General features: G+C 69.2%; 26 protein-coding genes. 11 read left to right on the forward strand and 15 right to left on the reverse strand.

The annotated features are described in order from the left end of the window. The first annotated feature begins 11 nt into the window (after positions 1-11). Positions 12-1,025 (forward strand): helix-turn-helix domain-containing protein, encoded by a 1,014-nt coding sequence (locus E9536_RS35045; protein ID WP_136472384.1) that lies wholly within the window; start codon positions 12-14, stop codon positions 1,023-1,025. Positions 1,026-1,066: 41 nt separating this feature from the next. On the opposite strand, the gene E9536_RS35050 is transcribed toward E9536_RS35045, so the two are convergent. The 6 genes from E9536_RS35050 to E9536_RS35075 all read right to left on the reverse strand — a co-directional run bounded on the left by E9536_RS35050 (position 1,067) and on the right by E9536_RS35075 (position 6,445). Then, a complete protein-coding gene (locus E9536_RS35050) occupies positions 1,067-1,774 on the reverse strand; it encodes an SRPBCC domain-containing protein (protein ID WP_136472386.1) in 708 nt (235 codons plus the stop codon). Between the two features lie 28 nt (positions 1,775-1,802). Then, a complete protein-coding gene (locus tag E9536_RS35055) occupies positions 1,803-2,162 on the reverse strand; it encodes a DUF427 domain-containing protein (protein WP_119339018.1) in 360 nt (119 codons plus the stop codon). A gap of 132 nt (positions 2,163-2,294) precedes the next feature. Next, positions 2,295-2,732, reverse strand: coding sequence for a carboxypeptidase-like regulatory domain-containing protein (locus E9536_RS35060; protein ID WP_048024989.1), 438 nt, complete (start codon positions 2,730-2,732; stop codon positions 2,295-2,297). A gap of 104 nt (positions 2,733-2,836) precedes the next feature. Next, on the reverse strand, positions 2,837-4,321 hold the full coding sequence (locus E9536_RS35065) for a DegQ family serine endoprotease (RefSeq protein WP_011353057.1): 1,485 nt from the start codon (positions 4,319-4,321) through the stop codon (positions 2,837-2,839). 111 nt (positions 4,322-4,432) lie between these two features. Then, positions 4,433-5,779, reverse strand: a complete 1,347-nt coding sequence (locus E9536_RS35070; protein WP_059523396.1) for an ATP-binding protein — start codon at positions 5,777-5,779, stop codon at positions 4,433-4,435. A gap of 3 nt (positions 5,780-5,782) precedes the next feature. Further along, entirely contained in the window at positions 5,783-6,445 is a 663-nt protein-coding gene (locus E9536_RS35075) for a response regulator (protein ID WP_021164091.1), read from the reverse strand. Positions 6,446-6,631: 186 nt separating this feature from the next. Here E9536_RS35075 and dacB point away from each other — a divergent pair, with 186 nt between their 5' ends. From dacB to E9536_RS35090, 3 genes are all read left to right on the forward strand, one after another. Continuing rightward, positions 6,632-8,164, forward strand: coding sequence for a D-alanyl-D-alanine carboxypeptidase/D-alanyl-D-alanine-endopeptidase (dacB, locus tag E9536_RS35080; RefSeq protein WP_059699985.1), 1,533 nt, complete (start codon positions 6,632-6,634; stop codon positions 8,162-8,164). 396 nt (positions 8,165-8,560) lie between these two features. Next, complete coding sequence (locus E9536_RS35085; RefSeq protein ID WP_060083072.1) at positions 8,561-9,475, forward strand: sterol desaturase family protein; 915 nt, start codon at positions 8,561-8,563, stop codon at positions 9,473-9,475. A 95-nt stretch (positions 9,476-9,570) separates the two neighbouring features. Beyond that, positions 9,571-10,716, forward strand: coding sequence for an SGNH/GDSL hydrolase family protein (locus E9536_RS35090; RefSeq protein WP_027789230.1), 1,146 nt, complete (start codon positions 9,571-9,573; stop codon positions 10,714-10,716). An 85-nt stretch (positions 10,717-10,801) separates the two neighbouring features. Here the strand turns inward: E9536_RS35090 and E9536_RS35095 are convergent, their stop codons facing one another. From E9536_RS35095 to pyk, 6 genes are all read right to left on the reverse strand, one after another. Beyond that, on the reverse strand, positions 10,802-11,830 hold the full coding sequence (locus E9536_RS35095; protein ID WP_027789229.1) for an L-threonylcarbamoyladenylate synthase: 1,029 nt from the start codon (positions 11,828-11,830) through the stop codon (positions 10,802-10,804). An 11-nt stretch (positions 11,831-11,841) separates the two neighbouring features. Next, positions 11,842-13,053: a 5-(carboxyamino)imidazole ribonucleotide synthase gene (locus E9536_RS35100; protein ID WP_027789228.1), complete on the reverse strand. Its 1,212-nt coding sequence runs from the start codon at positions 13,051-13,053 to the stop codon at positions 11,842-11,844. 90 nt (positions 13,054-13,143) lie between these two features. Further along, entirely contained in the window at positions 13,144-13,665 is a 522-nt protein-coding gene (gene purE / locus E9536_RS35105) for a 5-(carboxyamino)imidazole ribonucleotide mutase (protein WP_021164114.1), read from the reverse strand. A gap of 16 nt (positions 13,666-13,681) precedes the next feature. Further along, the gene (locus E9536_RS35110) at positions 13,682-14,572 is read right to left on the reverse strand and encodes a phosphoribosylaminoimidazolesuccinocarboxamide synthase (RefSeq protein WP_021164115.1); all 891 of its coding nucleotides are present in this window, start codon (positions 14,570-14,572) and stop codon (positions 13,682-13,684) included. 233 nt (positions 14,573-14,805) lie between these two features. Further along, positions 14,806-15,870 carry a class II fructose-bisphosphate aldolase gene (fba, locus tag E9536_RS35115; protein ID WP_027789227.1) on the reverse strand — a complete coding sequence of 355 codons (1,065 nt, stop codon included), beginning with the start codon at positions 15,868-15,870 and terminating at the stop codon, positions 14,806-14,808. A 316-nt stretch (positions 15,871-16,186) separates the two neighbouring features. After that, positions 16,187-17,623, reverse strand: coding sequence for a pyruvate kinase (gene pyk, locus E9536_RS35120; protein ID WP_021164117.1), 1,437 nt, complete (start codon positions 17,621-17,623; stop codon positions 16,187-16,189). Here pyk and E9536_RS42590 point away from each other — a divergent pair. After that, positions 17,622-17,750 (forward strand): hypothetical protein, encoded by a 129-nt coding sequence (locus E9536_RS42590; RefSeq protein WP_021164118.1) that lies wholly within the window; start codon positions 17,622-17,624, stop codon positions 17,748-17,750. The two genes, pyk and E9536_RS42590, sit on opposite strands and share 2 nt — an antisense overlap. A gap of 157 nt (positions 17,751-17,907) precedes the next feature. Here the strand turns inward: E9536_RS42590 and E9536_RS35130 are convergent, their stop codons facing one another. The 3 genes from E9536_RS35130 to E9536_RS35140 all read right to left on the reverse strand — a co-directional run bounded on the left by E9536_RS35130 (position 17,908) and on the right by E9536_RS35140 (position 20,460). Continuing rightward, on the reverse strand, positions 17,908-19,104 hold the full coding sequence (locus E9536_RS35130) for a phosphoglycerate kinase (RefSeq protein ID WP_060199198.1): 1,197 nt from the start codon (positions 19,102-19,104) through the stop codon (positions 17,908-17,910). Positions 19,105-19,384: 280 nt separating this feature from the next. After that, a complete protein-coding gene (locus E9536_RS35135; protein WP_027789225.1) occupies positions 19,385-19,708 on the reverse strand; it encodes an AzlD domain-containing protein in 324 nt (107 codons plus the stop codon). Beyond that, positions 19,705-20,460: an AzlC family ABC transporter permease gene (locus tag E9536_RS35140; protein WP_027789224.1), complete on the reverse strand. Its 756-nt coding sequence runs from the start codon at positions 20,458-20,460 to the stop codon at positions 19,705-19,707. Before E9536_RS35140 ends, E9536_RS35135 begins: the two co-directional genes overlap by 4 nt. Positions 20,461-20,665: 205 nt before the next feature. On the opposite strand from E9536_RS35140, the gene E9536_RS35145 reads away from it, so the two are divergent. The 6 genes from E9536_RS35145 to E9536_RS35170 all read left to right on the forward strand — a co-directional run bounded on the left by E9536_RS35145 (position 20,666) and on the right by E9536_RS35170 (position 25,231). Beyond that, entirely contained in the window at positions 20,666-21,589 is a 924-nt protein-coding gene (locus tag E9536_RS35145) for a branched-chain amino acid transaminase (protein WP_011353071.1), read from the forward strand. A 50-nt stretch (positions 21,590-21,639) separates the two neighbouring features. After that, a complete protein-coding gene (locus E9536_RS35150; protein WP_006749970.1) occupies positions 21,640-21,834 on the forward strand; it encodes a zinc-finger domain-containing protein in 195 nt (64 codons plus the stop codon). 146 nt (positions 21,835-21,980) lie between these two features. Continuing rightward, on the forward strand, positions 21,981-23,018 hold the full coding sequence (gene waaF, locus E9536_RS35155; RefSeq protein ID WP_027785312.1) for a lipopolysaccharide heptosyltransferase II: 1,038 nt from the start codon (positions 21,981-21,983) through the stop codon (positions 23,016-23,018). A 115-nt stretch (positions 23,019-23,133) separates the two neighbouring features. After that, a complete protein-coding gene (locus E9536_RS35160) occupies positions 23,134-23,580 on the forward strand; it encodes a nuclear transport factor 2 family protein (protein WP_006749968.1) in 447 nt (148 codons plus the stop codon). Positions 23,581-23,613: 33 nt separating this feature from the next. Beyond that, positions 23,614-24,651 (forward strand): hydrolase, encoded by a 1,038-nt coding sequence (locus tag E9536_RS35165; RefSeq protein WP_060083074.1) that lies wholly within the window; start codon positions 23,614-23,616, stop codon positions 24,649-24,651. Next, positions 24,644-25,231 (forward strand): DUF2946 family protein, encoded by a 588-nt coding sequence (locus E9536_RS35170; protein ID WP_027789222.1) that lies wholly within the window; start codon positions 24,644-24,646, stop codon positions 25,229-25,231. Before E9536_RS35165 ends, E9536_RS35170 begins: the two co-directional genes overlap by 8 nt. Positions 25,232-25,257: the final 26 nt, after the last annotated feature.

Here is a 25,257-nt window from a genome sequence, read left to right on the forward strand (position 1 = left end):
CGGAGCCCGCCATGACCGCCGCCTCGTCCACCCGGCCCGCCTCGGCCGCTCCGACCGTCGTTGCCGTGATCGCGTACGACGGCATCAGCCCGTTCCACCTGTCGGTGCCGTCCGTCGTGTTCGGCAAGGAACGCGACGCGGCCGCGTCGCCCGCGTTCGAGTTCCGCGTCTGCTCGGCCGAGCGCGGCCCCCTGTCGACGACGGGCGGTTTCACGATCACCGCGCCCTACGGCCTCGACGGGCTCGACGACGCGGACATCGTCATCGTGCCGGCGTGGCGCGACCCGGACGAAGCGCCGCCCGACGTGCTGCTCGACGCCGTCCGTGCGGTCGCCGCGCGCGGCGCGCAGCTCGTCGGGCTGTGCCTCGGCGCGTACGTGCTCGCCGCGGCCGGCTTGCTCGACGGCCGCCCGGCCACCACGCACTGGGCATGGGCCGACGACTTCGCACAACGCTTCCCGCGCGTGAAGCTCGATCCGGACGTGCTGTACGTGGACGACGGCAACCTGATGACGTCGGCCGGCACGGCCGCGGGGCTCGACTGCTGCCTGCACGTCGTGCGGCGGCGCTTCGGCTCGGACGCCGCGAACCAGATCGCGCGCCGCCTCGTGATCCCGCCGCACCGTCAGGGCGGGCAGGCGCAATACGTGCCGCAGCTGGTCGCCGCGCACCCGCGCGATGCGCGGCTCGCGGGCCTGCTCGACTGGGTGCGCGCGCACCTCGACGCCGCGCACAGCGTCGATTCGCTCGCCGAACGCGTGCTGATGAGCCGGCGCACGTTCACGCGCCACTTCCGCCAGGCGACCGGCACGACCGTCACCGCGTGGCTGCAGGCCGAGCGGCTGGCGCGCGCGCAGCATCTGCTGGAAACCACCGGGCAATCGATCGATGCGATCGCGCAGGCGGCCGGCTACGGGTCGAGCGTGTCGCTGCGCCAGCATTTCGCGGGCACGCTCGGCACGTCGCCGTCGGCGTATCGAAGGGAATTTCGCGGCGCCGGAGCCGGCGCCGATGCCGCGCGGTAGGCGCGCGGCGGGCGAGCCTCGCAGCGGAAACGGCCGGCCGCTCAGCCGCCGTTGATCCAGCGCGCCGCGTAGAGCAGCAGCGCGACGAAGACGATCATCGCGGCCCACGCCCACACGGGCACCGTGCCCGAGCCGCGATGCGGGAGTGCACTGGCGGCACGCCCGGTCAGCGCGCCGCCGAGGTGCTGTGGCAGCGCCCGCTTCGTCGCGGCCACGAGCGACGCCGGCCGCAGGAACACGTGCTGGCGCCGCGGCGCGGCCGAGCGCGCGCGATTCGGTGCGAGACCGTGCTTCGCCTGCACGACCGCGCAGAATTCACGGAAGAAATCGTCGGTCCATTCGCGCAGCGTATTTTCGATCTGCCGCCCCGGCAACTCGGTGAGCGGGCCGCTCGCCGTCGCCCAGACCACGTACTCGATACGCGTGGCGTTCGCGTCGTCATCCGGCATCAGCACGAGTTCGACCTGGCCGCGCAGCGCGCCGAGCCCGTCGGCCCGCGCCTTGAAATTGAGCACGCGGCGCGGCTGACCTTCCGCATCGCCCTGCTCGGCGGCCGCATGCGCACGCACGTCGTAGCGGGCGCGCAGCGGGCCGAGCGGCACCGTGATCGTCAGCGCGAATTCGCCGTCCGCAAGCTTCACGAACGATTCGCAATGATCGAAACTCGCGCGCAGCAGCGCGAGATCCTCGAATGCCGCCCGCACGACGGGTGGCGCGAGCGGTATGCGCAATGTGTCGTTCAGTTCCATGACGCCTCCCCGATGAACGCGCGCCGCATCAGGATGTCTCGACGAGACTGTCGATCCGTGCGGCGTCGAAGGCGACGTAGAGCGCGAGCGCCGACGCCGCCCCCTTCGGTTCCTCGTAACTCCATGCGGCGTTCTCGATCACGCCGTCTTCCGTCTGCAAGTCGAAGTGTACGGCCTCGCCCCTGAACGGGCAGACCGACGTGATACCGGATTTCACGAGCCGGCGCATGTTGACGTCGCGGCGCGGCAGGTAGTGGGTGTCCGGCAGGCCCGTTTCGCGCACGGTCAGCGCGCCGTGCGAATCGGCGTACGTGATACCGCGATGGATCACGCGCACGCGATGACGGTTCGGCACGATTTCGAGACGAGGGTCGGCTGCGTCGGACATCGTTTCTCCTTGGGACGACCCGGCCAGGCCGGGCTCAGGAAACGAAAAAGCCACGGCACGGGTGCCGTGGCTTTCATTATGGGCGAAACCGCAGCCGAATGCGCGACCCGGGCCGGCGCCGCGCGCGGCAGGCTACTGCGCGCTCCACTGGAACGCCGTCTTCGCGCCGCCCTTCGCGCCGACCGTGACGGCACGGGATTCCTCGTTGCCCTGGTACGACGCATGCACCGTATAGCGGCCCGGCGGCACCTTCACGAGCATGTACGGCCCGCGCGCGTCGGTCTTCAACACCTCGTCGCCCTTGCCGTCGACGATCCGCACATGAACGTCGGCCAGGAACTCGCCGCCCTTGCCGGTGAAGCGCAGCGCCAGCGGCCATTTCGGCTCGTTGCGCTGGAACGCCGTCGATTCGTCCTGCCCGACGCCGCCGGACACGAAGGTGACGTCGCCCTGCTGGCCCGCGGCGGGCAAACCGTCCGACTGCGCGTACGCGCCGGACGCTCCGGCCGCGAGGCCGGCGGCCAGCGCCGCGGCGACGGCAAATCGGGACACGTTGCGTAGATATTGCATGGCTCTCTCCTTGGGGTCGGAACACATACAGGGCGCGGCGTCACGCATTCGAGCGGCGGCGGCGCCCGCCGCGGCCGGCCTGGCCGGCCGTCGGCCGTGGCCGGTCAGCTCAGGTCGACCGGCACGAAGATCTGGGCATTATCGCGCTGGATCAGCAGAGCAAGACTGTTGCCCGCGCCCTTGACCGCGTCGCGCAACTGCTCGGGGCTCGTGACCGGGCGGCCGTTGACCGCGAGGATCACGTCGCCGGGCTGGATGCCCGCGTTGGCGGCCGGCCCGCCGGCCTGCTGCACGATCAGGCCGTGCGACAGGTTGTCGGCGCTGCGCTCCTGCGGCGACAGCGGACGCACCGCGACGCCCAGGCGCCCCTGCTCGACGGGCCCGCCGTCGTTCGACGCGAGCTTCGCATCGGCCATCGCGCCGAGCGTCACGCTGATCGACTTCTTCGACTTGTCGCGCCAGATCTGCAGGTCGGCCTTCGAACCCGGCTTCAGGTTCGCGATCTGCGCGGGCAGCGACGTCGAATCGGCAACCGGCGAGCCGTTGACCGACAGGATCACGTCACCCGGCTGCAGGCCGGCCTTCGCGGCCGGGCCGTTCGGATCGACCGAGCTGACGAGCGCGCCGTCCGGCTTCTGCAGTCCGAACGAGCTCGCGAGCGTCTGGTTCAGCCCCTGCACGGCGACGCCGAGGCGGCCGCGGCTCACGTGGCCCGTCTTCACGAGTTCGTCCTTCACCTTGATCGCCTCGTTGATCGGGATCGCGAACGACAGGCCCTGGAAGCCGCCCGTCTGCGAATAGATCATCGAGTTGATGCCGATCACCTCACCCTGCAGGTTGAACAGCGGGCCGCCCGAGTTGCCGGGGTTCACCGGCACGTCGGTCTGGATGAACGGCGTGTAGTTCTCGTCCGGCAGCGCGCGCGACTTCGCGCTGATGATGCCCGACGTGACCGTGTTGTCGAAGCCGTACGGCGAGCCGATCGCGACGACCCACTGGCCGACCTTGCTCTGCGCCGGGTCGCCGATCTTCACGGTCGGCAGGCCGCTCGCATCGATCTTCAGCACCGCGACGTCCGACTGCTTGTCCGAGCCGACGACCTTCGCCTTGTATTCGCGCTTGTCGGTCAGCTTGACCGTGACGACGTTCGCGCCGTCGATCACGTGCGCATTGGTGAGGATGTACCCGTCGGAGCTGATGACGAACCCGGAACCGAGGCTCGCGCTCGGCTGGTCGTCCGGTTGCGCGTCGCCGCCCATGCCCGGCACCTGGCCGTAGAAATGCTTGAAGAACTGGTAGAACGGATCGCTCGGATCGATCGGCAGTTGCGGCTGCGGTACGCGCCGCGACACCTGCTTCACGACGTGCTTCGCGCTGATGTTCACCACCGCCGGGCCGTAAGTCTCGACGAGCCCGGAGAAATCGGGAATGCCGGTCTTGGCGGCCGCTTCGGCCGGCATCAGCGCGGCAGCCTGCGCGGGCGTGATGATTTGGGGATCGGCGCGGCGGGTGCCGGCAACATAACCGGCGGACAGGGCGGCCGCCACGGCGACCGCGACGGCGCCGCGCGCAAGGAATCGGGTGTTCATCGTAGGACCTCCTCTTTGTTAGGACGCAGCGTAACGACCCTGACTTAAAGGAGGCTTAATCAGCCTTAAGCGGGGCTTAAGCGGCCGCCGGCGCCCGCCCGGCGGCACGCGTCACGCGGATTCGGAAGGCTGCGGCGCCTCGGCCGGCATCTCGGCGTCGCGGAACACGACGCTGACGAGCAGGCCGCCCGCAGCCGCGTCGCCGAGCGACACCGTCGCCCCCTGCTGCGCCGCCACGCGCTTGACGATCGCGAGCCCGAGCCCGCTGCCCGACACATCGGTGCGCGCCCGCGCGGAGCTGTCGCGGTAGAAACGGTCGAACACGCGCTCGCGCTCGTCGGCCGGGATGCCGGGCCCGCTGTCGCCGATCTGCACGCACGCGCGGCCGGCCGCGTCGCGGGTGAGCGACACGTCGATGCGGCCGCCGTCCGGCGTGTACTTCACCGCGTTGTCGAGCAGGTTGCCGAACATCACGCGCAGCGCGCCGACGTCCGCGACGACGCTCGCCGCGTGCGTCTCCTCGAAGCCGAGATCGATGTCGCGCCGCTGCGCGAGCGGCGCAAGCGCAGCCACGCATTCGGCGAGCAGTGCCTGCAGGTCGACGGGTTCGCGCATCGTCGCGCCGTCGGGTTCGGCGCGTGCCAGCGCGAGCAGTTGCTCCGTGAGACGCGTCGCGCGCGACACGCCATCCTGGAGATCCGCGACCGCCTCGCGGCGCGATGCGTCGTCCTTCGCGCGGGCGACGAGTTGCGCCTGGATCTGCACGGCCGCGAGCGGCGTGCGCAGTTCGTGCGCGGCGTCGGCCACGAACGCCTTCTGCGTGTCGAGCGCGGCCGACAGCCGCGCGAGCAGCCCGTTCAGCGCCCGCACGAGCGGCTGCACCTCGAGCGGCAGGCGTGCATCGGGCAGCGGATCGAGCGCTTCCGGCCGGCGCGCCTCGACGGCGCGCGTCACACGGCCGAGCGGCGCGAGCCCGCGCCCGACGATCACCCACACGGCCGCGCCGAGGAACGGCAGCAGCACGATCAGCGGCCACAGCGTGCGCAGCGCGACGTTCGCCGCGAGCCGGTTGCGCACCGACAGCGGCTGCGCGAGCTGCACGACGTTGTCGCCGACGATCGCCCCGTACACGCGCCATTCGCCGCGATCGGTGCGCTCGGTCGAGAAACCGAGTTCCGCGCGCGGCGCGATCGGCGCACGCGGATGCGAGAAGTACATCAGCACGCCGTTGCGGTTCCAGATCTGGATCACGATGCCTTCGTCGCCGTTGGTACGCGAGCCGAATACCTGCGAGAACGGTTCCGACGGCAGCGCCGCGGCGATTTCCTGCAACTGGTAGTCGAACAGTTCGTTCGCCTCGGCGAGCGCCTGCCGGTAGATCAGCCAGCCCGCGATGCCCACGCCCGCGACGACGATCGCGAGCAGCCAGATCAGCAATTGATGACGAATCGACCTCACGCGTCAGCTTTCCTTCACGACCATGTAGCCAAGCCCGCGCACGTTGCGGATCAGGTCGGAGCCGAGCTTCTTGCGCAGCGCGTGGATGTAGACCTCGACCGTGTTGCTGCCGATCTCCTCGCCCCAGCCGTACATCTTCTCCTCGAGCTGGCTCTTCGACAGCACCGCGCCGGGCCGCGCGAGCAGCGCCTCGAGCAGCGCGAACTCGCGCGCGGACAGCGCGACGGGCGCGCCGTCGAGCGTCACCTGGTGCGAGGCGGGATCGAGCGTCAACGCGCCGTGGCGGATCAGCGATTCGCTGCGCCCCGCCTGGCGGCGGATCAGCGCGCGCATTCGCGCGCCGAGCTCGTCGAGGTCGAACGGCTTGACGAGGTAGTCGTCGGCGCCCGCGTCGAGGCCCTTCACGCGATCGGCCACCGCGTCGCGCGCGGTGACGATCAGCACCGGCAGCGCCAGCCCGCGCGCGCGCAGCGTGCGCAGCACGTCGATGCCGTCGCGCTTCGGCAGCCCGAGATCGAGCAGCAGCAGGTCGTACGTCTCGCCGCCGAGCGCCGTCAGTGCGGCGTCGCCGTCCTGCACCCAGTCGACTGCAAAGCCGTCCGAGCGCAGCGCCTTGCGCACGCCTTCGGCAATCATTCGATCATCTTCGACAAGCAGAATCCGCATCGGGACAGGCATCCATGGGGCGAGTCAAACACGCCGACCATTGTAGCGCCGCGAACCCGGCGCGCGGCACCGTGCAATGCAACAGAAAGGCGGATTGCAAGGGGGCTGTCCGGACTTGTCTCTACAATGTGCGCTTTGGCGCCGCGCGCGCCCTGCCCGAACGTCGTGCTTTCCCCGTATTCGCTCATGCCGATTTCCGATCTTTCCAACCGGTTCGCCCCCCGCGCCCGCGTCTGCCTGCGGGCGGCCGCCATCGTCGCCACCTGCACGGCCCTCGCCTTCGCGCCTGCCGCGCAGGCCCGCAAGAAATCCCACAAGGAAGCGCGCAAGACCACGGTCGTGTCGCCGGCCGCGCGCGCGGCCGGCCTGCCGGCATCCGTGCTCGTCGCGCTGCAGCGCGCGAAGGTGCCGGCGTCGGCGATGAGCGTCGTCGTCGAGCGCGTCGGCGATCCGGAACCGCTGATCGCGTGGAATGCGAGCCGGCCGATGCTGCCCGCCTCGACGATGAAGCTCGTGACGACCTTCTCGGGCCTGTCGATCCTCGGCCCCGACTACCGCTGGCGCACGACCGCGTACACGGACGGCACGGTCGACCCCGACGGCACGCTGCAGGGCAACCTGTACATCAAGGGCACCGGCGATCCGAAGCTCGTACCCGAAGAGCTGATCGACCTCGTCGACAAGCTCCGCAAGGCCGGCGTCAAGCGCGTGGCCGGCGGCCTCGTGCTCGACAAGAGCTACTTCGCGGCGTCGACGCGCGATCTCCCTTCGTTCGACGACGATGCGAGCGCGCCGTACAACGTCGGCCCCGATCCGCTGCTGTACGCGTTCAAGGCCGTGTCGTTCACCGTCACGCCGGGCGACGACGGCAAGGTGGCCGTCGACGTGCTGCCGCCGCTCGCGGACCTGTCGATCGACAACCAGCTGGTCGAAGGCTCGGGCTCGTGCAGCGCGGCCGCCGCGGCCGCGCGGCCGACGCTGACGGCCGGCAGCGGGATCATGACCGCTTCGTTCGCCGGCGACTACCCGCTGCGTTGCGGCGCGCACACGACCAACCTCGCGATCCTCGACCACACCACGTTCTTCGCCCGCGGCTTCCTCGCGCTGTGGCAGCAGGACGGCGGCACGATCACGGGGCCCGTGAGCGAAGGCAAGGTGCCGACCACCGCGCGGCCGCTCGCCGTGCATCACAGCCCGGTGCTCGGCAGCATCGTCTACGACATCAACAAGTTCAGCAACAACGTGATGGCGCGCAACCTGTTCCTGACGATCGGCGCGGTCGGCGGCAGGCCGCCCGCGACGCCCGAGCAGTCGAGCCGCGTGATCCAGGCGTTCCTGCAGAAGAACGGCATCGCGATGCCCGACCTCGTGCTCGAGAACGGCTCGGGCCTGTCGCGCGAAGAGCATGTGAGCGCGCTGTCGCTTGCCGCGCTGCTGCAGGCCGCGAACGCGAGCCCCGTCGCGCAGGCCTTCATCGATTCGCTGCCGATCGCGGGCATCGACGGCACGATGAAGAACCGCCTCACCAACGCCGGCGTGCTCGGCAACGCGCACATCAAGACCGGCACGCTGCGCGACGTGCGCGCGATCGCCGGCTACGTTGCCGGCGCCGACGGCCAGAGCTACATCGTCGTCAGTTTCATCAACAACGATCACGCGGAAGCCGCACGCGCCGCGCACGACACGCTGCTCGAATGGATCTACGCCGGCGCGCAATGACGATCCGCGCACCGCGGCATGGCGCGGCGCCGCCGGCAGCCGGCCCGCGCCGGCTTGCACCGGCCACGGGGCCGCACCGCGCAGCGGGTCGCCCCGACGGGCAATCGGGGCGCCCCGCAAACGCCCCCGCGCACGGAATCCCGCCCTCCCCGGTTTGAAACGGCAGCCGCCGCCCGCGCGCGACACACCGCGCACCGATCGCGCCCACAAAACAGGGCCACACCGCCCGGCCCCGTGCCGCGCGGCTTCCGTAGAAACCCTGTCCTCAGAGGGAACCCTCTACGCTGCCCCCTCGCCTAGCGCGTGGCGATTGCGTAGGCTGTTGGCCTGACCGATATCTACAACGGGCCATACGCCCGGCCTCAAGGCTTGCAGGGGAAAGAAGGAGACACGCCCATGCGATTCGACGTCGAATTGCTTCTGCTCGCGCTGGCGCCCGTCTTCCTGCTCTGCATCGCGTGGGAGGCCTGGCACCTCGCCCGCACCCGTGCGCAGGACTCTGTCTATGCGTGGCGCGACACGCTGTGCAACGCGGCGCTCGCGCTGATGCACCAGGGCGCCGACAAGATCGCGTGGCTGTTCGTGATCCCCGTCTACGCGTATTGCTACCGGCACTACCGCCTGTTCACGTGGCACGACGGCTGGCTGTCGTTCGCGGTGCTGTTTGTCGCGCAGGATTTCCTCTACTACGTGTTCCATCGCGCGAGCCATCGCGTGCGCTGGCTGTGGGCCGCGCACGTCGTGCATCACTCGTCCGAGCGGATGAATTTCTCGACCGCGTTCCGCCAGAGCCTGATGTATCCCGTCGCGGGCATGTGGGTGTTCTGGCTGCCGCTCGCGTTCGCCGGCTTTCCGCCGCAGCAGGTCGTCGGCATCGTGCTGATCAACCTCGCGTTCCAGTTCTTCGTGCACACGCAGGCGATCGGCAAGCTCGGCTGGCTCGAATACGTGCTGAACACGCCGTCGATCCACCGTGCGCACCATGCGCGCAATCCCCGCTACATCGACCGCAATTACGCAGGCGTCCTTGTGATCTGGGATCGCCTGTTCGGGAGTTATGTCGAGGAAACACCCGACGATCCGCCGAGGTACGGGATCGTCGAGCGGCTCGGCTCGAACAACCCGCTCGTCGCGACGTTCCACGAGTGGATATCGATGGCCGGCGACGCATTGCGCGTCGACGGATGGCGCAACAAGCTGCGCGCGATTTTCGGCCCGCCCGAATGGGCGAGCGCTTATCATGCGCAGATTGCCGAGGCCGCGAACCCCGATCCGCGCACCGTGCCGCTTGCGGCTGCGCGCGACCAATAAACCGTTTCAGCCAACGGCCGCCGCGCGGCCCGGAACCGAGCAGGCACGCGGCAGATGAGAAACACATCAGGCCATATCTACGAGGAGATCGAACGATGCAGACACAACAACACGCACCTTCCCGCACCCGGCAGCGCATGCTGCGCACCGCGCAGGTCGCGATCGCCGGCGCCGCGCTCGCGCTGCTCGCCGCATGCGGCGGCGGCGGTGACGACAACAACAACAGCGCGTCGAACACGCCGCCGTCGGGCGTGAAGATGCAGGTCGTGTCGTTCGGCGACAGCCTGTCCGACGCGGGCACCTACTCGCAGATCAAGCTCGGCTTCGGCGGCGGCCGCTTCACGACCAACCCGGGCCAGGTATGGACGCAGAACGTCGCGCAGTACTACGGCGACACGCTGCAGCCCGCGAACCAGGGCGGGTTCGGCATTCCGCTGCAGGCCACCGGCGGTCTCGGCTACGCACAGGGCGGCTCGCGCGTGACGCTGCAGCCGGGCATCGGTCACGCGGACGCGAGCGTGCCGAACGCCGACTACGCGCAGGCCACCACGACGCCGATCGCCGACCAGGTCAAGCAATACCTGTCGCAGCACGGCAGCTTCAACGCCGGCCAGATCGTGCTGGTCAACGGCGGCGCGAACGACATCTTCTACCAGGCACAGGTCGCGCAGGCGCAAGGCAACACGCCGGCCGCGCAACTCGCGGCGGCGCAGGCGATCGGCCTGGCCGCGCAGCAGCTCGGCGGCATCGTCCAGCAGATCGTCGCGGCAGGCGCGACGCACGTGTACGTGTCGAACGTGCCGGACATCGGCGGCACGCCGCTCGCGCTGCAGGGCGGCGCGCCGACGCAGGCCGCGTTCACGCAACTGTCGGGGCTGTTCAACAAGACGCTCGCCGGCACGCTGGCCGCGCTGAAGGTCGACACGACGAAGGTCGCGCTGCTCGACACGTTCACGTGGCAGGACGGCATCGCGGCGAACTACAAGGCGAACGGCTTCAGCGTGTCGAACACCGACACCGCCTGCAACCTGAAGGCGATGGTCCAGGCCGCCACGCAGTACGGCGTCGCGAACGCGACCGCATTCGGCTCGTCGCTGTTCTGCTCGCCGCAGACCTACACGGTCGCGAACGCGGACCAGACCTACATGTTCGCCGACACGGTCCACCCGACGACGCACCTGCACGCGCTGTTCGCGCAGTTCGTCGAACAGCAGATCGCGAAGTCGGGCGTCGGCAAGTAAGCCGCCGGCCACGCGCCCAAACAAAAACGCCCGACCGGTTCGCCGGTCGGGCGTTTTTTCATTCCTGAATCAGCCGTCGAACGTGTCAGTCGCGCGCTTCGAACGCGGCCGCCGCACGGCCGAGACGATCGTTGACCGCGATCCATTCGACGGTCTCGGGCAGCTTCTCGACGAGGATGCGTGCAACCTGCGCGCGGTCGAGCGCGCGCAACATCCCGTACAGGTCGCGTGCATACGCCTGCGGATCTTCCGGCGCCGCGACGAAATGCACGCCGTCGGCCTGCGCCCAGCGTCCCGCGCGCGACGCACGGGCGACGAGCGCGACACGCTCGCCGTCGGCTTGCGCGGCCGCGAGCAGCGGCTCGAGCGCGTCGAACGGCAACAGCGCGAGCGGCGTGCGCGGCGCGTAATGCGCCTTCAGCGTGCCCGATGCGCGCGGCGCGGTCGCGTCGCTGCCGTCCGGCAGCTTCGGCGCGCGGCCGAGCACGTCGGCGATCTGCTGCGGCGTCACGTGGCCCGGGCGCAGCAGCGCCGGGAAACCGCGCGACAGGTCGAGAATCGTCGATTCGATGCCGACTTCGGACGCGCCGCCGTCGAGCACGTGCACGGTGTCGCCGAATTCGTCGCGTACGTGCTGCGCGGTGGTCGGGCTCACATGGCCGAACCGGTTCGCGGACGGCGCGGCCACGCCGCCATGCCCGCCGCGCCGCGCGCTGAACGCAGCCAGCAGCGCCTGTGCGACCGGATGCGACGGGCAGCGCAGCCCGACCGAATCCTGGCCGCCGCTCACGGCGTCCGGAATGCGCGCATGACGCTTCAGGATCAGCGTCAGCGGGCCCGGCCAGAATGCATCGATCAACGCCTGCGCATCGGCCGGCAGATCGTCGGCCCAGTAACCGGGATCACCGCCCGGCGGCAGGTGCACGATCACCGGATGATTCGCCGGCCGCCCCTTCGCCGCGTAGATGCGCGCGACGGCCTCGGGATTCGCCGCGTCGGCGCCGAGCCCGTAGACGGTTTCGGTCGGAAAGGCGACGAGCTGGCCCGCGTCGAGCAACGCGGCAGCCGCGTCGATCTGCGCGGCCGTCACGGTGTTCGGGAGATCGATGGACATCGGCCGGCGCCTCAGTCGAGCGGCACGCGCAGCAGCTGCGCGCACGCGGTGGCCGCGGCAACGGCTTCGTCGCGCGTTTCGGCCGTGAAGTTCACGTGGCCCATCTTGCGGCCGACGCGCGCGTCCTCCTTGCCGTACAGGTGCAGGTGCGCGGCCGGCATCGCGGCGACCGTGTCCCACGGCGGCGTGACGGCATCAGCCGTCGCGCCTACGCCGGCCGCACCGTCCGGGAACCACACGTCGCCGAGGATGTTCAGCATCGCGGCCGGCGAATGCTGGCGCGGGTTGCCGAGCGGCATGCGCGTCATCGCGCGCACCTGCTGCTCGAACTGGCTCGTTGCGCACGCATCGACCGTGTAGTGGCCGGAGTTGTGCGGGCGCGGCGCCATCTCGTTCGCGACGAACGAACCGTCTTCCAGCACGAAGAATTCAACGCACAGCACGCCGACGTAGCCGAGCGTATCGGCGATCCGCACGGCGGCCTGCTGCGCCTCTTCGACGCGCGCGGCATCGGCGGCCGGCGCGGGCACGACCGTCAGCGCGAGGATGCCGTTGTGATGCACGTTCTGCGCGAGCGGGAACGCGGCCGAGCGGCCGTCCGCGCCGCGCGCGATCAGCGCCGACACTTCGTATTTCAGCGGCAGGCGCTTCTCGAGCACGCACGGCACGCCGTTCAGCGCCGCATGCGCGTCGCGCGCTTCCTGCGCGGTGCTCACGCGCACCTGGCCCTTGCCGTCGTAGCCGAGGCGCGCCGTCTTCAGGATGCCCGGCAGCACCGCGTCGAGCGCGGCATCGTCGAGCGCGGCGAGTGCCGCCGACGATTCGATCACGACGTGCGGCGCGACCGGCACGCCCGACGCCTCGATGAAGCGCTTCTCCGCGATCCGGTCCTGCGCGACCGCGACGCAGCGGCCGGCCGGCGCGACGAACGTCGTGCGCGCGAGGAAATCGAGGCTTGCGGCCGGCACGTTCTCGAACTCCGTCGACACCGCGTCGCACAGGTCGGCCAGTTCCGCGAGCGCGGCTTCGTCGTCGTACGCCGCGCGCAGGTGGCGGTCGGCGACCGCGCCGGCGGGGCTCGTCGGATCGGGATCGAGCACGGCGACGCGATAGCCCATCGACTGGGCGGCAAAGCAGAACATGCGGCCGAGCTGGCCACCGCCGACCATGCCCAGCCACGCGCCGGGCAGGATCGGGGAAACGGAATCAGGAGTTGCGGTCATGTCAGTGGTCGGTCGCGGCGGAACGCGAAAATGCCCGCCGCAGTGGGAAAATCCGGCGCCGGCCGCGTCGTGCGGCCGCGCGCCATGCCGTCATTCCAGCGGCGGCAGCACCATCGCGTGCGCGGCTTCGTTCTGGCGCACGCGGAACGCGGCGAGCCGGTTCGCGTAGTCGGTCGACGTGCCGGACAGGATCGACACCGCGAACAGCGCGGCATTCGCGGCGCCGGCCTCACCGATCGCGAACGTCGCGACGGGCACGCCCTTCGGCATCTGCACGATCGAGTGCAGCGAATCGACACCCTTCAGGTACTTGCTCGCGACCGGCACGCCGAGCACCGGCACCGTGGTTTTCGCGGCCAGCATGCCGGGCAGGTGCGCTGCGCCGCCGGCGCCCGCGATGATCGCGCGCAGCCCGCGCTCGCGCGCCTTCTCCGCATAGTCGAACATCTCGTCGGGCATCCGGTGCGCGGACACGACCTTCGCTTCGTACGGCACGCCGAATTCCTGCAGGATGGCGACCGCGTGCTTCATCACGTCCCAGTCGGAACTCGAACCCATCAGCACGCCGACGAGCGGCGCGCTGTGCGTGTGGGCAGTCTGGATTTCGCTCATGTCGTATGTACCTCGATCAGGCAAGCGCCTGGCCGGTGATGCGCTCGAGCGCTTCCTGGTACTTCGCGGCCGTCTTCTCGACGACGTCGGCCGGCAGCGCCGGCGCCGGCGCCGTCTTGCCCCACGGCTGCGCCTCGAGCCAGTCGCGCACGAACTGCTTGTCGAACGACGGCGGGTTGGTGCCGACCTCGTACTGGTCGGCCGGCCAGAAGCGCGACGAATCGGCGGTCAGCACTTCGTCCATCAGGTACAGCTTGCCGTGGTTGTCGAGGCCGAATTCGAACTTCGTGTCGGCGATGATGATGCCGCGCGTCGCCGCGTAATCGGCCGCTTCCTTGTACAGCTTGATCGAGATGTCGCGAATGGTGGCGGCCAGCTCGGTGCCGATGCGGCGCTCGGTTTCCTCGAACGTGATGTTCTCGTCGTGCTCGCCCATCTCGGCCTTCGCGGCCGGCGTGAAGATCGGCTCGGGCAGCTTCTGCGCGTTCTGCAGGCCTTCCGGCAGCTGCACGCCGCACACGGCGCCCGACGCCTGGTATTCCTTCCAGCCGCTGCCGGCCAGGTAGCCGCGCACGACCGCTTCGATCATGATCGGCTCGAGGCGCTTGACGACCACGCCGCGGCCCTTCACCTGCTCGACCTCGTCGGCCGCGACGACCGCTTCCGGCGCGTCGCCCGTCAGGTGGTTCGGCACGATGTGCGCGAGCTTGTCGAACCAGAAGTTCGCCATCTGGTTCAGCACGCGGCCCTTGTTCGGAATCGGCTCGCCCATCACCACGTCGAATGCCGACAGGCGGTCGGTCGTGACGATCAGGAGCTTGTCGTTGCCGACCGCGTAGTTATCGCGGACCTTGCCGCGACCGAGGAGCGGCAGCGAGCGGAGCGTGGATTCGTAAAGGGTAGACATCGTCTTTTCGCAGATAAGGAGCCAAACAAAAAGGGAAACGCCGTTCCCCGCGGCAGGCGGGAACGGCGGTCTTGCAATACGTCGGCGAACCGGCGGGCGACGGCGCCCGGCGGTTGCCGGCCGGCCCTTGTTCGGCCGGACGGAGCGGCTACCGGGGCCGGATCGGATCCGGCAACCGGGCGGCCAGCCCTTGCCCGGCGGCAGTACCGGGCGGGGGCAATCGTACTACAGTCTCAGCGCACGACCTGCGCGAGCGCGCCGGACTTGTACTGCTCGGCGATCTTGTCGAGCGACAGCGGCTTGATCTTGCCGGCCTGGCCTTCGCAGCCGAACGCGAGGTAGCGGTCGACGCAAACCTGCTTCGCCGCTTCGCGCGCGGGCTTCAGGTAGTCGCGCGGGTCGAACTTGCCCGGGTTCTCGAACAGGTAGCGGCGGATCGCGCCGGTGATCGCGAGACGCAGGTCGGTGTCGATGTTGATCTTGCGCACGCCGTGCTTGATGCCTTCCTGGATTTCCTCGACCGGCACGCCGTAGGTTTCCTTCATGTCGCCGCCGAATTCGCGGATCTCGGCCAGCAGTTCCTGCGGCACCGACGACGAACCGTGCATCACGAGGTGGGTGTTCGGAATGCGCGCGTGGATTTCCTTGATGCGCTGGATCGACAGGATGTCGCCCGTCGGCTTCTTCGAGAACTTGTACGCGCCGTGCGACGTGCCGATCGCGATCGCGAGCGCATCGCACTGCGTGAGCTTCACGAAGTCGGCGGCCTGCTCCGGATCGGTCAGCAGCTGCTCGCGGGTCATCGTGCCTTCCGCGCCGTGGCCGTCTTCCTTGTCGCCCTTCATCGTCTCGAGCGAGCCGAGCACGCCGAGTTCGGCTTCGACCGTCACGCCGATCGAGTGCGCCATCTCGACGACCTTGCGCGACACGTCGACGTTGTACTCGTACGACGCGACCGTCTTGCCGTCGGCTTCCAGCGAACCGTCCATCATCACGCTGGTGAAGCCGCTGCGGATCGCGGCCGTGCAGACTGCCGGCGACTGGCCGTGATCCTGGTGCATCACGACCGGGATGTGCGGGTACGATTCGACCGCCGCTTCGATCAGGTGGCGCAGGAACGGCTCGCCCGCATACTTACGCGCGCCGGCCGATGCCTGCATGATCACGGGCGCGCCGACCTGGTCCGCCGCCGCCATGATCGCCTGGACCTGCTCCAGGTTGTTCACGTTGAAGGCCGGCAGGCCGTAACCGTGCTCTGCCGCGTGGTCCAGCAATTGACGCATTGATACGAGAGGCATTGTGGAACTCCTTGGAATGAAAACCGGTGCGCCCTGACGCCGGCGCGGCGCTCGCTCCCGTTCGAACCGGGGTGGCGCGGCGCGGCTGAGCGTCGAATAGCCGCATTTTATCGCGAAGCGCCTCCGATTCCGACCGCCCGGTGGCGCCGACTCGCAATTTGTTACGTTCGCACGGCACAATGCGGGCAAAAAAGAGAAAAAAAGCCGCGTGGGGCTTCGGACCCCACGCGGCTTTCGCGTATAAAACGGTGCCGGATCGATTTTTCAGCCGATCCGGGCGGCCGGCGCGCTGGCCGGCGCGGTGCTCAGTCGGTGCTCAATAGTGCTCGCCGACCCGCACGATCTTCAGCGTGTTGGTGCCGCCCGCCTGCCCCATCGGCTCGCCGACGGTCAGCACGACCATGTCGCCGTGCTGCACGTAGCCTTGCTTGACGACGATCTCGAGCGCTGCCTGCAGCGCCGAGTCGCGGTCGCTGTTGAAGTCGACGTGCAGCGGCGTCACGTTGCGGTACAGCGCCATCGTGCGCTCGCTGCCGACGCGCGGCGTCAGCGCGAAGATCGGCACGTGCGTGTAGTGACGCGACATCCACAACGCGGTCGCGCCCGATTCGGTCAGCGCGATGATCGCCTTCGCGCCGAGGTGGTACGCGGTGAACAGCGCGCCCATCGCGATCGACTGGTCGATCCGCGTGAACGTGCGGTCGAGGAAATCCTTGTCGAGCTCGACCTCTTCGGACTTCTCCGCCTCGACGCACACGGCCGCCATCGTCTCGATCGTGACGACCGGGTACTTGCCCGCGGCCGTCTCGGCCGACAGCATCACCGCGTCGGTGCCGTCGAGCACCGCGTTCGCGACGTCCGACACTTCCGCGCGGGTCGGCACGGGCGCGTGGATCATCGACTCCATCATCTGCGTCGCGGTGATCACGAGCTTGTTCGACTCGCGCGCCATCCGGATCATGCGCTTCTGCAGCGCCGGCACGGCCGCGTTGCCCACTTCCACCGCGAGGTCGCCGCGCGCGACCATGATGCCGTCGGACGCGTCGAGAATGCTCTGCAGCGCCGGAATCGCTTCCGCGCGCTCGATCTTCGCGATCATCTTCGGCTTGATGCCGTACGGCGCGCCCGCGATGTTCGCGAGCTGGCGCGCCATTTCCATGTCGGTCGCGTTCTTCGGGAACGACACTGCCACCAGGTCCGCGCCAAGCGACATCGCGGTGCGGATGTCTTCCATGTCCTTCGCGGTCAGCGCGGGGGCCGACAGGCCGCCGCCCTGGCGGTTGATGCCTTTATTGTTCGACAGCTCGCCGCCCACCTTGACGATCGTGTGGATCTCGTCGCCGAGCACGCGCTCGACGGTCAGCACGATCAGGCCGTCGTTCAGCAGCAGCAGGTCGCCCGGCTTCAGGTCGCGCGGCAGTTCCTTGTAGTCGAGCCCGACGCGCTCGTCGTTGCCGAGCTCGCAACCGGCATCGAGGATGAAGGGCTGCCCCGGCGTCAGCGTCGTCTTGCCGTTCTCGAACTTGCCGACGCGGATCTTCGGGCCCTGGAGGTCGGCCATGATCGCGATCTCGCGGCCGACCTTGCGGGCGGCCTCGCGCACCATCTCGGCGCGCTGGCGGTGATCGTCGGCCGTGCCGTGCGAAAAATTGAGCCGCACGACGTCGAGGCCCGCCTGCATCATCTGCAGCAGAATCTCCGGCGAACTGGAAGCCGGGCCGATCGTGGCGACTATCTTGGTGGCGCGCTGCATGAAACTCCTCATCTGGATCAAGGTGGATGCGCTGGGTGAAACGCTGCGAGAGCCGGAAGCGGCGGGCCCAGCGGCGGCCGTTCCGGGGGGCGTGCCGGTGCTTGCGCCCGGCATCGCTTTGTTCTGAATCTCGTGGTGCTGCTCGGCCGCGTCGCCAGCGGCCGCCGGTGCGCGCGGGGCGGTGTTCGCCCGCGCGGGCGCGCGTTTGCGCTTGCCCGCGCCGGCCGGCTGCTCCGCTTTCGCGGAGCGCGCGGCCTTCATCACCCCTGCGCGCGCCGCCACGCTCAGGCCGCCCGCGTTTCGAGCACTTCCACCGCCGGCAGCTTCTTCCCCTCGAGGAACTCGAGGAAGGCGCCGCCGCCCGTCGAGATGTAGCTGACCTGGTCGTGGATGCCGTACTTCGCGATGGCCGCGAGCGTGTCGCCGCCGCCCGCGATCGAGAACGCGGACGATTTGGCGATCGCTTCCGCGAGCGTCCTGGTGCCGTTGCCGAACTGGTCGAACTCGAACACGCCGACCGGGCCGTTCCACACGATCGTGCCGGCCTTCTCGAGCTGGCTCGCGAGCGCCTTCGCCGTATCGGGGCCGATGTCGAGGATCATGTCGTCCGCTTCGATGTCGGCGACCTGCTTCACCGTGGCCACGGCCGTCGGCGAGAATTCCTTGGCCGTCACGACGTCGGTCGGGATCGGCACCGACGCGCCGCGCTCGCGCGCTTCGTCGATGATCGCCTTCGCCTCGTTGACGAGGTCGGCTTCCGCGAGCGACTTGCCGATCGACAGGCCGGCCGCGAGCATGAACGTGTTCGCGATGCCGCCGCCGACGATCAGCTGGTCGACCTTGCCGGCCAGCGACTTCAGGATGGTGAGCTTGGTCGACACCTTCGAGCCGGCGACGATCGCCACCAGCGGGCGGGCCGGGTTGCCGAGCGCCTTGCCGAGCGCGTCGAGTTCGGCCGCCAGCAGCGGGCCCGCGCACGCGACCGGCGCGTACTTCGCGATCCCGTGGGTGGTCGCTTCCGCGCGGTGCGCGGTGCCGAACGCGTCGTTCACGTACACGTCGCAGAGCTTCGCCATCTTCTGCGCGAGCTCGTCCGAATTCTTCTTCTCGCCCTTGTTCACGCGGCAGTTCTCGAGCAGCACGACCTGCCCCGGCGCGACGTTCACTCCGTTCTCGACCCAGTTCGAGACGAGCGGCACGTCACGGCCGAGCAGCTCGGCGAGGCGCTTCGCGACCGGCGCGAGCGAATCTTCCGGCTTGAATTCGCCTTCGGTCGGGCGGCCCAGGTGCGACGTGACCATCACGGCCGCGCCGGCGTCGAGCGCGGCCTGGATGGCCGGCACGGACGCGCGCACGCGCGTGTCCTCGGTGATGTTGCCCTGGTCGTCCTGCGGGACGTTCAGGTCGGCGCGGATGAATACCCGCTTGCCGGCGAGCTGGCCGGCGGCGATCAGGTCGGTAAGACGCTTGACTTGGCTCATGTTGAACAGATTGAAGTAGTGGATGGGGAAAGGGGGTTCACGCTGGACGTGCGCGGGCTGCCGCGAAAGGGCGCCGGATGCGGCCGTGGCTGGCGGTTCGCATGACGCGCACGGGTAAAAAATCTCGAACGGGCATTCTAGCCGATCCACCTGGCAGACTGACCCGTGCGGCGGCGAATTCCGCCTATTTGGGATCGCGCGCGGGAACGGACACATTGCCGCAACGCAGCAATGCACCTGCGCGAGCGGCCGGTGCCCGGCGGGCCTGAACGGCGGCTCATCAGAAGATCAGGCGCAGCGCGGTGAACACGAGCATCCCGACGACGATCGTGCCGAGCATGCTGCGGCGCCACAAAAACCAGCCGAGGCCGGCGAGCGACGCGTAAAACGGATGGTTGGACAGCGCGAACGACAGCCCGGCCGGCGTTTCGAGCACGTCGGGCAGCACGACGGCGACGAGCGCGGCGGCCGGCGCGTAGCGCAGCGCCCGCTGCGCGCGTTCGGGCAGCACGGTGCGCTCGCCGCCGATCAGGAACAGCGCACGCGTGACCGCCGTGACGATCGTCATCCCGATGATGACGATCCAGATCTCCGTCGCGCTCATTCGATCTCCTTCTCGTGCACGGTTTCGGTGCGGATGCGCCGCCAGTCGGCCCGTTCGACGAAGAAGTCGGCCGTGCAGCCGGCCGCGAGCGCGGCGAGCACCGCAAGCGGCAGCGCGAGCCGGTACGGCAGGTCGAACGCGACCAGCGACACGATGCCCGCGACCGCGACGGCCGCGAGCGTCGACCGGTTCGCGACCGCCGACACCATGATCGGGATCAGCGCGAGCGTGCCGGCCAGCTCCAGCCCCCAGCTCGCGGGGAAGAAGCTCGCGAGCAGGATGCCGGCGAGCGACGACACCTGCCACGACAGCCAGCTCGCGAGCGCCATCCCCCAGAAATACGCTTCCTTGCCGGGCACGCGACCGTAGGCGAAGCCCTGTTTCTGGAACAGCAGGTAGATCACGTCGCCGTTGAAATAGCCGATCGCCAGGCGCCGCCACAGCGGCAGGTAGGAGAAATGGGGCGCAAGCCCGGCGCTGAAGATCACGAAGCGCGTGTTGACCATCGCGGCCGTGAGCAGGATGGTCCAGATCGGCAGCTTCGCCGCGAGGAGCGGCAGCACCGCGAGCTGCGACGAGCCCGCGTAGACCAGCAGCGACATCGCGCTCGCCTGCGCGAGTGTCATGACCGACTTGCTCATCGCGATGCCGGTGACGAGCCCCCACGAGAGAATCGCCATCAGCGTCGGGGAATAGTCGCGCGCGCCCTGGATCAGCGCGAAGCGGTCGGTGGCGGACAATCGAGCGAGCATGGGAAGCGGGCCGCGGCGGGCGGTTCGTCGGGCCGCCGGCGCCTCCTGCCGGTACGACCCGTCGTTATTGGAATCGGTACCGGGCGATTATAGCGCCGGCCCCGTGCCGACCGACCGGATCGCCGGCAAATGACGCTAAAATAAGCGTCTTTCCGGCTCAACGCTGCATACAACCCGCTGTACAACTGCTTCCCAGGAGAATCCTATGTCAATGGCCGACCGCGACGGCAAGATCTGGATGGACGGCAAGCTGATCGACTGGCGCGACGCCAAGATCCACGTCCTGACCCATACGCTGCACTACGGCATGGGTGTCTTCGAGGGCGTGCGCGCGTACAAGTCGGCTGACGGCAGCACCGCGATCTTCCGCCTGTACGAGCACACGAAACGTCTGCTGAATTCGGCGAAGATCTTCCAGATGGACGTGCCGTTCGACCGGGAAACGCTCGAAGCCGCGCAGCTGGAAGTCGTGCGCGAGAACAAGCTCGAGTCGTGCTACCTGCGCCCGATCATCTGGGTCGGCTCGGAAAAGCTCGGCGTGGCCGCGAAGGGCAACACGATCCACGTCGCGATCGCCGCATGGCCGTGGGGCGCGTACCTCGGCGAGGAAGGCCTCGCGAAGGGCATCCGCGTGAAGACGTCGTCGTTCACGCGCCACCACGTGAACGTGTCGATGGTCCGCGCGAAGGCCTCGGGCTGGTACGTGAACTCGATCCTGGCGAACCAGGAAGCAACGGCCGACGGCTACGACGAGGCGCTGCTGCTCGACGTCGACGGCTACGTGTCGGAAGGCTCCGGCGAAAACTTCTTCCTGGTGAACAACGGCAAGCTGTACACGCCCGACCTGTCGTCGTGCCTCGACGGCATCACGCGCGACACGGTCATCACGCTCGCGAAGGACGCCGGCATCGAGGTGATCGAGAAGCGCATCACGCGCGACGAGGTCTACACGGCCGACGAGGCGTTCTTCACCGGCACGGCCGCCGAAGTCACGCCGATCCGCGAGCTCGACAACCGCACGATCGGCAGCGGCGCGCGCGGCCCGGTCACGGAAAAGCTCCAGTCGGCGTTTTTCGATATTGTGTCGGGCAAGAACGCGAAGTACGCGCACTGGCTGACGAAGGTCTGAGCGCGCCGCGCCACCGACCGCCCCACAAAAGAGTGATAAGAGAAAGTCTCATGAGTGAAATCAAGGAAATGCCGCTGGTCGAGCTGACGGCCAAGGATCTTCCCGCGTACTGCCCGAACCCGGCCATGGCGCGCTGGAGCGCGCACCCGCGCGTCTTCATCGACGTCTCGCACGGCGAAGCACGCTGCCCGTACTGCGGCACGCGCTACAAGCTGCGCGACGGCGAGGTCGTCAAGGGCCACTGAGCCCCGGCGGCCGGGCCTACAGGCTTGCAGGCCCGCCGACCCAAGGCGGCGCAGCCGGGCTTCCGGCGCGCCGCCGTTCTCCATTCTGGCAACCCGAACGCGGCGCCTGGGCGCCGCGCTTCATCAAGACATCGGAAGTCGACCTGATGCGTCGAGCGCTGGTTATCGCACCGAACTGGATCGGTGACGCATTGATGGCGCAGCCGCTTTTTGCGCTGCTGAAGAAGCTCCATCCCCGCATCGCGATCGATGCCGTCGCACCCTCGTGGGTCGCGCCCGTGCTCGAGCGGATGCCCGAGATCCACGATGTCTACGCGACCGATCTCGCGCACGGCAAGCTGCAACTGCTGCGCCGCTGGCAGCTCGCGAGCGACCTGCGCGACGTCGGCTACGACGCGGCGTACGTGCTGCCGAATTCGCTGAAATCCGCGGTGATCCCGTGGCTCGCGAACATCCCGCTGCGGATCGGCTACACGGGCGAGCACCGCTACGGGCTGCTGAACGTGCGGCACGCGAACCCGACCAAGTCGGGCGAGCGGCCGCCGATGACGACCCACTACGCGGCGCTCGCGTACGCGCCGGGCGCGAAGCTGCCCGAGTCGATGAAGACGCTGCCCGCGCCGCGCCTCGACGCGGACCTGAACGAGACGGCGCGCGTGTCCGCGCGCTTCAACCTCGACACCCGCAAGCCGCTCGTCGTGTTCTGCCCCGGCGCGGAATACGGCCCGGCCAAGCGCTGGCCGCCCGAGCACTTCGCGTCGCTCGCCACCATCGTCCACCAGTCGTTCCCGTACACGCAGATCGTCGCGCTCGGCTCGCAGAAGGACGCCGCGGCCGCGCAGGCGATCGCCGACCACGCGCCGAACGTGCGCAACCTGTGCGGGCAGACGTCGCTGTCGGAGGCATGCGCGCTGATCGCGCGCGCGAACGCGGTGGTCACCAACGATTCGGGGCTGATGCACGTCGCCGCCGCGCTGCGCCGGCCGCTCGTCGCGCTGTACGGCTCGACGGATCCGCGCCACACCCCTCCGCTGTCGGACCTGGCGAAGGTACAATGGCTCCATCTCGAATGCAGTCCCTGCTTCGAACGCGAGTGCCCGCTCGGCCACCTGAAGTGCCTGCGCGAACTCGGTCCCGAGCAGGTATTCGGCGATTTGCGCGGCATGCTCGTCGGGCAGCGCTGACCCTGGCCGGCAGCGTCGCACGACGCGCCGGGCAATCCGATTCACCGGTGTACGGCGGCTCCATCCGGGCCGCCGTGCTGAATACGGCGCGCGACGCGCGCGAGAGATAACCCCGATGCCACGTTTTGCCCGCCTCTTCGAAGCCGCCGCCGATACGCTGAACGCTTACTACCAGGCCGTCGCCGATGCCAATCTCGACGCGCTGCTGGGTTTGTGGATCGACGAGGATTTCGCCAGCTGCGTATGGGCGGACGGCGAGCATCTGCATGGCCTCGACCAGATCCGCAGCGGGCTCGCCAACCGGCTCGCCACGCGCCCCGTGACGATCGAGCCGCTCGACATCCGTGTGTACGACAGCCTCGGCACGGTCGTCTATACGATCGCCGAAGCGCATCAGCAGGCCGACCTGACGGCCGAACCCGACATGGTTTTCGCCACGTACGTGATGATTCACGAGCGCGGCGAGTGGCGCATCGCGCATATTCACGCGAGCCCGATTCCCGAACAGGCGGCCGGACAATTCGCCGCGAAGATCCGTCACGGGCAGGGTCCGCTGCACTGACGAAGAACGAAGCAACGCATTAGCGGGGCGATCATGAGTACGGCTTCTCCGCCCACCTCGCCGCTGACCGGGGCCCCGGCCCCCAACGACGATTCATTGCGCTATCGCGCACCGCGCTGGCTGCCGAACAGCCATGCCCAGACCATCGTGCCCGCGCTGTTCGCACGGCGCCCGGCCGTCGCTTACCGACGAGAGCGATGGGAAACCCCCGACCACGATTTCATCGATCTCGACTGGGTCGCGCATCTCGACAGCGCGGCGCCGCCGCCCGATGCGCCGCTGTTCGTGCTGTTCCACGGCCTCGAAGGCAGCTCGGGCTCGCACTACGCGCTCGCGATGATGGCCGCCGCGCGCGCGAAGGGCTGGCACGCGGTCGTCCCGCACTTTCGCAGTTGCAGCGGCGAGATCAACCGCCAGCCGCGCTTCTACCATCTCGCCGACAGCGCCGAAGTCGACTGGATCCTGCGCCGGCTCGCCACGCAGCATCGCGGGCCGCTGGTTGCGGCCGGCGTGTCGCTCGGCGGCAACGTGCTGCTGCGCTGGCTCGGCGAGCATCGCAGCGACACGTCGATCCTGCGGGCCGCCGCCGCGATCTCGACGCCGATCGACGTGCACGCGGGCGGGCGCGCGCTGTCGCAAGGCTTCGCGATGGTCTACACGCGCAGCTTCCTGAAGACGCTCAAGCGCAAGGCGCTCGCGAAGCTCGACCAGTATCCGGGGTTGTTCGACCGTGAAGCGATGCTGCAGGCCGTGACGATGCGCGACTTCGACGAGGTCGTGACCGCCCCGCTGCACGGTTTCGCGGACGCGGACGACTACTGGACGAAGGCGACGACCCGGCCGCTGCTGCCGGCGATCGACGTGCCGACGCTGATCCTCAACGCCCGCAACGACCCGTTCCTGCCCGAGTCCGCGCTGCCGGGCCCGGCCGACGTATCGCCGGCCGTCGAGCTCGACCAGCCCGCGGACGGCGGACACGCGGGGTTCATGACCGGGCCGTTCCCCGGCCGTCTCGACTGGCTGTCGGCGCGGGTGTTCGGCTATTGCTCCAAATTCGTCGACCATGGATGACATCGTCAGGCAGGCCCTCGCCAAATGGCCGAACGTGCCGCACTGCACCGGCTGGCTGCTGCTCGACCGGCGCGGCGAATGGCGGCTGCGCGACGACGCGGCCCAGGCGGCCGGCGAGCTCGGCTCGCCGATCCGGCATGCGGCGCTGAACGCGTTCATCGGCCGCAACTACGAATGCGACGCGCAGGGCCAGTGGTTCTTCCAGAACGGACCGCAGCGCGTGTACGTCGAGCTTGCCTATACGCCTTGGGTCGTCCGCCTGGCCGAACGCGACGGGCAACTCGCGCTCACCGACCAGACCGGTACGCCGTTCGAACCGGACGAAGCATGGCTCGACGACGCGGGCGGCGTGCTGTTTCGCTCGGCCGGCACGGCGCCGCGCATCGCGGCGCTGCACGATCACGATCTCGGGCTGTTCGCCGATCACGCGGATTTCGATGCCGCACCGCCGGTACTGCGCTGGCGCGACGGCCGCACGCTCCCGCTCGGCAGCATCGTCTGCGCGGACGTGCCTGCGCGGTTCGGCTACGTCGCCAGCCCGGCACGACAGGCCCGCGACGCGGCCGGCGGCGACGCCTGACCCGCAGCGGCTTCGCGCGCCCGGCG

The organism is Burkholderia sp. LS-044 (genome assembly GCF_004803625.1).
Lineage (GTDB): Bacteria > Pseudomonadota > Gammaproteobacteria > Burkholderiales > Burkholderiaceae > Burkholderia > Burkholderia cepacia.